This is a genomic window from Methylobacterium sp. WL19, from assembly GCF_008040005.1.
Classification (GTDB): Bacteria; Pseudomonadota; Alphaproteobacteria; order Rhizobiales; family Beijerinckiaceae; genus Methylobacterium; species Methylobacterium bullatum.
Window position 1 is genome coordinate 1 of the sequence record NZ_VRVC01000191.1, and the last position, 6,186, is coordinate 6,186.

Annotated in this window: 4 protein-coding genes and 1 pseudogene; 3 read left to right on the plus strand and 2 right to left on the minus strand. The window is 67.6% G+C overall.

Annotated elements, in window-relative coordinates; genetic code table 11:
• From FV220_RS23470 to FV220_RS23480, 3 genes and pseudogenes are all read left to right on the plus strand, one after another.
• Positions 1 to 120 (plus strand): annotated as a pseudogene (locus FV220_RS23470) (IS5/IS1182 family transposase); the annotation flags it as partial.
• A gap of 270 nt (positions 121 to 390) precedes the next feature.
• On the plus strand, positions 391 to 1,386 hold the full coding sequence (ispH, locus tag FV220_RS23475) for a 4-hydroxy-3-methylbut-2-enyl diphosphate reductase (RefSeq protein WP_018045088.1): 996 nt from the start codon (positions 391 to 393) through the stop codon (positions 1,384 to 1,386).
• A gap of 79 nt (positions 1,387 to 1,465) precedes the next feature.
• Complete coding sequence (locus FV220_RS23480; protein WP_147833420.1) at positions 1,466 to 2,431, plus strand: homoserine kinase; 966 nt, start codon at positions 1,466 to 1,468, stop codon at positions 2,429 to 2,431.
• A gap of 76 nt (positions 2,432 to 2,507) precedes the next feature.
• Here the strand turns inward: FV220_RS23480 and adh are convergent, their stop codons facing one another.
• Complete coding sequence (gene adh, locus FV220_RS23485; protein ID WP_147833421.1) at positions 2,508 to 4,028, minus strand: aldehyde dehydrogenase; 1,521 nt, start codon at positions 4,026 to 4,028, stop codon at positions 2,508 to 2,510.
• A gap of 353 nt (positions 4,029 to 4,381) precedes the next feature.
• Positions 4,382 to 5,821 carry a serine hydrolase gene (locus FV220_RS23490; protein WP_246689528.1) on the minus strand — a complete coding sequence of 480 codons (1,440 nt, stop codon included), beginning with the start codon at positions 5,819 to 5,821 and terminating at the stop codon, positions 4,382 to 4,384.
• Between the last annotated feature and the right edge of the window lie 365 nt (positions 5,822 to 6,186).

Genomic DNA, 6,186 nt, shown 5'->3' on the forward strand with positions numbered 1-6,186 from the left:
TGGTTCAACCGATTCCGTCGATTGCCCGTCCGCTACGAGCGACGCAGCGACATCTACGAGGCCTTCACGAGCCTCGCGGCCAGCCTCATCACCCTCAACCAGATCAAACGGTTCTGTTAGGCGCTCTTATAGCCTGAGACGGGGCCGGCCGGTCTATCGCGGAGGCCGTGGGCGGGAGCGGGGGAGACGGTGGGATAGGGAGAGCTTGCCACGTTCGTGATTCGTCTTCGACGGCGGTGCGGCGTTCCCGGAACGTCAGCCGGCGGGGGCGGGGCCCGCGACGGAAGCGATGGGGATGGCAGGTGTGCCCCGTCCGCCCTGACACCGCGGCGCATTATGCGCTATAGGAGGTTGACAGGGGCGGCCTCGCCTCGCCACATCCCGGCTATCATGAGCGATCCTCTTTCGAAGACCTTTCCCGACGGTTCGGCCAAGCCGCCGCTGGAGATCCTGCTCTGCGCGCCACGGGGCTTCTGCGCCGGCGTGGTCCGTGCCATCGACGTGGTGGAGCGGGCGCTGGCGATCTACGGACCTCCGGTCTACGTGCGTCACGAGATCGTCCACAACAAATACGTGGTCGAGAGCCTGAAGCGCAAAGGCGCGGTGTTCGTGCGCGAGCTCGACGAAGTGCCGGACGGCAACGCCCCGGTGATCTTCTCGGCCCACGGCGTCGCCAAGACGGTGCCGGCCAATGCGGACAATCGCGGCCTCGTCACCATCGACGCCACCTGCCCGCTGGTGACCAAGGTCCACCGCGAGGCGGAGATCCACCACAAGCGCGGCCGCCACGTGCTCCTGGTCGGCCATTCCGGCCATCCGGAAGTGGTCGGCACCATGGGGCAGCTGCCCAAGGGCTCGATCACCCTGGTGGAGGATCTGGAGCAGATCGCCGCCCTGGAGCCGGACAACCGCGACAACCTCGCCTGGGTCACGCAGACGACCCTGTCGGTGGACGACACCCGCCATATCGTCGCCGCCCTGAAGCAGAAGTTCCCGACCATCACCGGGCCGCACAAGGACGACATCTGCTACGCCACCACCAACCGCCAGGAAGCGGTGAAGCAGGTGGCCCCGCTGGTGGATGCCGTGATCGTCGTCGGCTCCTCGAACTCCTCGAACTCGCAGCGCCTGCGCGAGGTCGCCGAGCGCGTCGGCTGCCCGATCACCCGCCTCGTGCTCCGCGCCGAGGAGATCGACTGGCCGGCCTTCGAGGGCATCCGCAAGCTCGGCCTCACCGCCGGCGCCTCGGCGCCCGAGGTGCTTGTGGAGGAGATCATCGACGCCTTCGCCGCCCGTTACGACGTCACCGTCGACACGGTCTCCACGGTGGTGGAGGACATGTCCTTCCCGCTGCCGCGCGAACTGCGCAGCGAAGCCGCCGAGTAGGCCGCATCGCCCGTTTTCCTCGCTGGGGGCGCCGAAGGGCGCCCCTTCTCATGTCTGCCCTCCAACGTCAGCGAAGCCCGTGGCCGTCTATACCGAGGTCTCCGACGAGGCGCTGACCGCCTTCCTCGCCCAATACGAGATCGGCACGCTGCTCTCCTACAAGGGCATCGCCGAGGGCGTCGAGAACACCAACTTCTTCCTGCACACCACCGCCGGCTCCTACATCCTCACCCTCTACGAGAAGCGGGTGAATGCCGGCGACCTGCCGTTCTTCCTCAACCTGATGCAGCATCTGGCCGCCCGTGGCCTCGCCTGCCCGCAGCCCATCGCGAAGCGCGACGGCGTGGCGCTCGGCGAACTCTGCGGCCGGCCGGCGGTGATCGTGACCTTCCTCGACGGTGTCTCGGTCAAGCGCCCGACGGTCGACCATTGCCGGGCTCTCGGCGTCGCTCTCGCCGGGCTGCACCGGGCGGGCAGCGATTTCGGCATGACTCGCGCCAACAACCTCTCGGTGGAATCCTGGGAGCCGCTGTTCGAGGCTGCCGGCCCCGCCGCCGACACCGTGTCCGAGGGTCTGACCGAGCGCGTGCGCGGCGACCTCGCGGTGCTCCGGGCCGGCTGGCCGCGCGGCCTGCCCTCCGGCGTGATCCATGCCGACCTCTTCACCGACAACGTGTTCTTCATCGGCGACGACCTGTCGGGCCTGATCGACTTCTACTTCGCCTGCACCGACGCCTTCGCCTACGACCTCGCCATCTGCCTCAATGCCTGGTGCTTCGAGCCCGACGGCAGGTTCTTCCCGGACAAGGGCGAGGCGATGATCGCCGGCTACCAATCCGTGCGGCGCCTGCAGGACGACGAGGTCGCGGCGCTGCCGATTCTGTGTCGGGGTGCCGCTCTTCGCTTCATGCTGACGCGCCTCGTCGACTGGCTCAACGTGCCCCCCGGCGCCCTGGTCCAGCCGAAGGACCCGCTCGAATACGACCGCCGGCTGGTGTTCCACCGGGCGGCCGCCCATGCGCGGGATTACGGCTGGCGCGAATAGCGTCTTCGCAGAGATCAGGGCATGAAAAAGCCCCGGCCGTTTCCGGCCGGGGCAAGGTGGTCTCGTTCGTGAAGGCCTAGAAGAAGCCGAGCTTCTTGGCCGAGTAGCTGACCAGCATGTTCTTGGTCTGCTGGTAATGGTCGAGCATCATCTTGTGGTTCTCGCGGCCGATGCCGGACTGCTTGTAGCCGCCGAAGGCCGCATGGGCCGGGTAGGCATGGTAGCAGTTGGTCCAGACGCGGCCGGCCTGGATCGCGCGGCCGAAGCGGTAGGCGCGGGTTCCGTCGCGGGTCCAGACACCGGCGCCGAGGCCGTAGAGGGTGTCGTTGGCGATGGAGAGCGCGTCGGCATCGTCCTTGAAGGTGGTGACCGAGAGGACGGGGCCGAAGATCTCCTCTTGGAAGATCCGCATCTTGTTGTGGCCCTTGAACACGGTGGGCTTCATGTAGAAGCCTTCCGCGAACTCGCCGTCCTTCACGTTGCGCTCACCGCCGGTGAGGCATTCGGCGCCCTCCTGGCGGCCGATATCGACGTAGGACAAGATCTTCTCCAACTGCTCGGAGGAGGCCTGCGCGCCGATCATCGTGGCGGGGTCGAGGGGCGAGCCCTGGGTGATCGCCTCGACGCGCTTGATCGCCCGCTCCATGAAGCGGTCGTAGATCGATTCGTGCACCAGCGCGCGGCTCGGGCAGGTGCAGACCTCGCCCTGGTTGAGGGCGAACATGGTGAAGCCTTCGAGGGCCTTGTCGAAGAAGTCGTCATCCTCGTTGGCCACATCGGCGAAGAAGATGTTCGGCGACTTGCCGCCGAGCTCCAGCGTCACCGGGATGAGGTTCTGCGAGGCGTATTGCATGATGAGGCGGCCCGTCGTCGTCTCGCCGGTGAAGGCGATCTTGGCGATGCGGGGCGAGGAGGCGAGCGGCTTGCCGCATTCCAGGCCGAAGCCGTTGACGATGTTGAGGGTGCCGGCGGGCAGCAGGTCGGCGATGAGCTCGGCGACCACGAGGATCGAGGCCGGGGTCTGCTCGGCGGGCTTGAGCACCACGCAGTTGCCGGCGGCGAGCGCGGGTGCCAGCTTCCACACCGCCATCAGGATGGGGAAATTCCACGGGATGATCTGGCCGACGACGCCCAGCGGCTCGTGGAAATGGTAGGCGACGGTGTCGTGGTCGATCTCGGAGATCGAGCCTTCCTGCGCACGGACGCAGCCGGCGAAGTAGCGGAAATGGTCGATGGCCAGCGGGATGTCGGCGTTGGTCGTCTCGCGGATCGGCTTGCCGTTGTCCCAGGTCTCGGCGAGGGCGATCAGGTCGAGATTCTCCTCCATCCGGTCGGCGATGCGGTTGAGGATGAGGGCGCGCTCGCCCGGCGAGGTGCGGCCCCAGGCCTCCTTGGCGGCATGGGCCGCGTCGAGGGCCTTCTCCACGTCCTGCGCATCCGAACGGGCGACCTCGCAGATGACGCGGCCGGTGACCGGCGAGGTATTCTCGAAATACCGGCCGGCGACGGGGGCGACCCACTGGCCGCCGATGAAGTTCTCGTAACGGGCCGAGAACGGCGCCTTGGTACCTGACGACAGGAATTCGGGCTTGTTCATGTGCGTTTCCTCCGTGTTGTTCTTGTATGCGCCAGCAGAAGCCGGGCGGATTGCCAAATCAAGATAGACTTTTGGCCTAACCGGCTCGGATCGACGGCATCGAGCGGATCGGCGCGTGGTCCCGCTTCTGTGGCGGGGAGCGACGCGCTGAGGCAGTCTAGCGCCTCTGCGGCGGTCTGGCGATGCCGTGGGCAGGCGATTTGGAAGGCCTCGCAAAACTCTCGATCACCGGCGGTTATCTCCGGGAGTGCGGTTCCGCAGCGGGAGTTCTGCCAAAATCGATCATCCGATCAGATCACCTCAGGATGAGGTAAAGCCTTGGACGAACAACCCAAACAGGTTCGGCAAGACACTCACCGTCCCGACGGCAGCCGGGTGAAGCGCCGGGCGGTGATCCGCCGGGCGATGGCCCGGTCGATCCTGGGACCGGCCCGTTCGATGCCGTCGCGGTGGATCATCACGCCCGTGGCGCGTCCGTCCGGTTCGATGTCGAAAGCCACGCGGATCGCGCCGTTCTCCGCCACGAAGGCCCTGTCGCTCTCGGCGACGAGGGTGATGCGGGACTCGGTCGATCCCTGACCGAGCGCCTGCGCCGTGAGGCGGTCGCCGTCGCGGGTGACGCCCAGGACCGAGCGCGGGCCCGTCCGGTAGAAGCCGACATAGCGGTCGAGAACGGTCTGGCCGACGCTGATCTCGGTGCGCGCGGGCTCGCCGAGATAGAGGGCCGCGAGTTGTCGCGAGAGGGCCTGGGCCGGCACGATCTCGGAATTGCCGAGCACCACGATGGTGAGGCCGAGATCGGGGTAGGCATCCTTGATCGCGCTGAATCCGCTGATGAAACCGCCATGCGACCACAGGCGGTGCCCGTAGGCCGTGCCGATGTACAAACCGAGGCCGTAGCCGTGGCCGTAATCCGTCACCATGGCCCGGCGCGACGCCTCCGACAGGACACGGCCGGAGAACAGCGCCCTGTCCCAGGCGACGAGATCGTCGAGGGTCGAGGCCAGCATGCCGGCACCCGACGGAGCGCTGGCCGCCAGGGGCAGGGCGTGGCGCCATTCGCCCGAGACGCGGCGGTAGCCGGCGGCACGCCGGGGGATGATGGCGCCCGGATCGGCGTCCCGGGTCGAGGCCAATCCGGCCGGTGCCAGGATGGCGTCGTTGAGGTAGCGCGCGAAACTCTGGCCGGTGATCCGCTCGATCAGGCCGGCGAGGAGGATGTAGCCGGTATTGCTGTATTCGTGGCCGGTCCCCGGCGGGAAGAGCAGATCCTCGCGGTAGAGGAGGGCCACCGTCTCCATCGGCGAGCGCTCGATCCGCCCGAGCTGCGTCGCGTAGCCCGGCAGGGCGGTGACGTTGGGCAGGCCGGAACTGTGGTTGAGGAGCATCCGGATCGTCATCGGCGCCCAGGCCGGCGGCAGTTCGGGCAGGTAGCGGATGGCGGGATCGTCGAGGGAGAGGGAACCGGCCTCGGCGAGTTTCAGGATCGCCGCCGCGGTGAACTGCTTCGTGATGGAGCCGATGCGGAACATTGTGTCCGGCGTGTTGGGGATCGCCCATTCGCGGTCGGCCATGCCGTAGGCGCGGCGGAACAGGGGGATGCCGTCCCGCGCCACGATCACGGCACCCGAGAAGACGCCGCCCCTGGCGTGCGAGTCCATGAGGGCCGAGGCCTCGCGCGCGAAGTCGCCGGTCCCGTCCTGCATGGGAGTGCCTGACGCCCTGTCCTGGGCAGTCGCCGCGCCGAGCAGCAGCAACAGGGCGCAAGCGCCGGAAAGGAAGCGTGAAAGCATGAGGCGCGGTGATCCGTCGGCTGCGATCCTGCCAAGGTTGCGCGGGAATGTGGCGTGGTTGCGCGGGAGTGCCACCCCCGGTCGAGATCGGCGGCATTCCCGCGAAACCGTGATCGGCATCGGCGCCGAGATCACTGTTTTGCCCCGAAGCTCGGCAACATGGCCCGCCTTCGTGCCGACGGACGAAGCCATCCGTCACGACCGGACCCGCTCCGCCGATGACGGCCCTTCCCCAACCACGCAACAGGAAGAGACATCCATGAGCCGCACCACTCGCGCACTGCTGGCAGCGTCCCTCGCCTTTGGTACCTCCGCCCTGGTCTCGCAGGTCAGCTTCGCCCAGGCGCCGCAGAAGGCGCCGGCAC

Bases quoted from the DNA above. Each gene is read 5' to 3' on its own strand.
- ispH (WP_018045088.1), top strand. From the start codon at position 391: ATGAGCGATCCTCTTTCGAAGACCTTTCCCGACGGTTCGGCCAAGCCG.
- adh (WP_147833421.1), bottom strand. From the start codon at position 4,028: ATGAACAAGCCCGAATTCCTGTCGTCAGGTACCAAGGCGCCGTTCTCG.
- FV220_RS23490 (WP_246689528.1), bottom strand. From the start codon at position 5,821: ATGCTTTCACGCTTCCTTTCCGGCGCTTGCGCCCTGTTGCTGCTGCTC.